Origin of the sequence: Vibrio sp. 10N.286.51.B11 (genome assembly GCF_041469245.1) — a bacterium.
Classification (GTDB): domain Bacteria; phylum Pseudomonadota; class Gammaproteobacteria; order Enterobacterales; family Vibrionaceae; genus Vibrio; species Vibrio crassostreae_C.
Map to the genome: position 1 here is coordinate 1 of NZ_JBFRKI010000065.1, position 1,579 is coordinate 1,579.

The following is a 1,579-nucleotide window of genomic DNA, read 5'->3' on the forward strand; positions in this document are numbered from 1 at the left end:
TATCAGTTGACCACTACAATTACACCTTTCAAACCGTCACTCCTCTTCTGAATATAGTTTTTGATGTCTTGAGTAAATTTTAAAGTCAAAGTACTGAACTTTGGTAATCCCCTTTGATGGGGAAGATCCATCAAGACATGAAATGTAAGAATGTCTCTATAACGATTAGGTTTGAGAGATCGATAAAGAACGCACCAATTAACGGCACGATAAAATACGCTTGTGGCGATGGGCCGTAGTAACCCGTGATACCATTCATATTGAGCATGGCTGTCGGTGTCGCACCCAAACCAAAGCCCGCATGACCACTTGCCATCACCGCGGCATCATAATTTTTACCGAGTAGCTTATAGGTAACGGACGTAACAAACACAATAGTAAACAATGTTTGAATCGTTAGGATAACCACCAGCGACAACGCCATATCAAACAGCTGCCAAAGTTTGATTTCAAGCAATGCCATAGATAAGAAGACACTTAGGGCAATTGAGCTTAAACGTGCCACTTCGACCATCGCAATCTTGGCAGGTTTGCTCTCGCTAAATAGTGTTGAGAATAGTGCACCAACAAATAACGCATAGACGAAATTTGGCACCATGTTCAGCCAATGCACATCGAGCACAAGCACTAAACTATGTAGCATTTGGCTGAGCTCAACACAGCATGCTAAAAGAACAACGCTTCCGATGCCATGTAGTACATTGCCCTTAGTCGGCATGTGATGGGCCTTTTTGTGTTCCCCATCTGCTGCATGTACGTTCGGTGTTGAAAGTTGATTTTTTTCAACCAAATACGTGCCTAAAGGCGCTCCGATAATACCGCCAATCACAAGACCAAAAGTGGCACAGGCCATCGCGATTTCGAGTGCATTATCGACACCAAAATGGTCATGAAACATCGACGCCCATGCAGCACCTGTACCATGCCCACCTGATAGGGTGATAGAGCCCGTCATCAGTCCTAGCTTAGGATCCAGCCCTAAGAACGAGGCTGCAGCGACACCAATAGCGTCCTGAAAAATAATATAAACAACGGCGATTCCGAGAAAGACAACGAACAAGCGTCCACCTTGGAATAGCTGCTTGATATTTGCGCTTAAACCAATGCCTGCGAAAAACATCAGCATCAACGTCTCTTTATAAGGAAGTTCAAATTCGAACTCCATTCCCATGCGATATAAGCAAGTAGTAATTAAGGCTGCGATGCACCCACCAATCACCGGCCCTGGGATATGATATTTACTTAATATTGGTGTGTGTTTTTTGGTTACCTCACCAAACAACAACATCAAGAGTGCCAAAATGGCAGATTCAACGGCATTTACAGAAATTACATTCATTATCACGACCTAAACAACCGAATAAAAAAGCCCCGACTTGACGGGGCTTATATTTTCTAGCAACTACGAATTACGCAGAGAACTCTTGGAAGTACTCATCCAACACAGTGCGTGTTGCACGGCCAATTAGCTCGTACTCGTGGTGAGTAAGGTTCGCTAGTGATACGCGTACTGAGGCGTGTACTGTGTCGAAACCTTTACCAGGTAGTAAGATGACGCCAGTTTCGTGAGCAAGACGGA

1 protein-coding gene and 1 pseudogene are annotated in these 1,579 nt (G+C 44.3%); both read right to left on the minus strand.

The window, feature by feature from the left end; all coding sequences use genetic code 11:
* Positions 1–130: 130 nt before the first annotated feature.
* Positions 131–1,339 (minus strand): sodium/glutamate symporter, encoded by a 1,209-nt coding sequence (gene gltS / locus AB4154_RS22205; RefSeq protein ID WP_372124134.1) that lies wholly within the window; start codon positions 1,337–1,339, stop codon positions 131–133.
* Between the two features lie 70 nt (positions 1,340–1,409).
* Positions 1,410–1,579, minus strand: a pseudogene (locus AB4154_RS22210) (bifunctional aspartate transaminase/aspartate 4-decarboxylase); the annotation flags it as partial.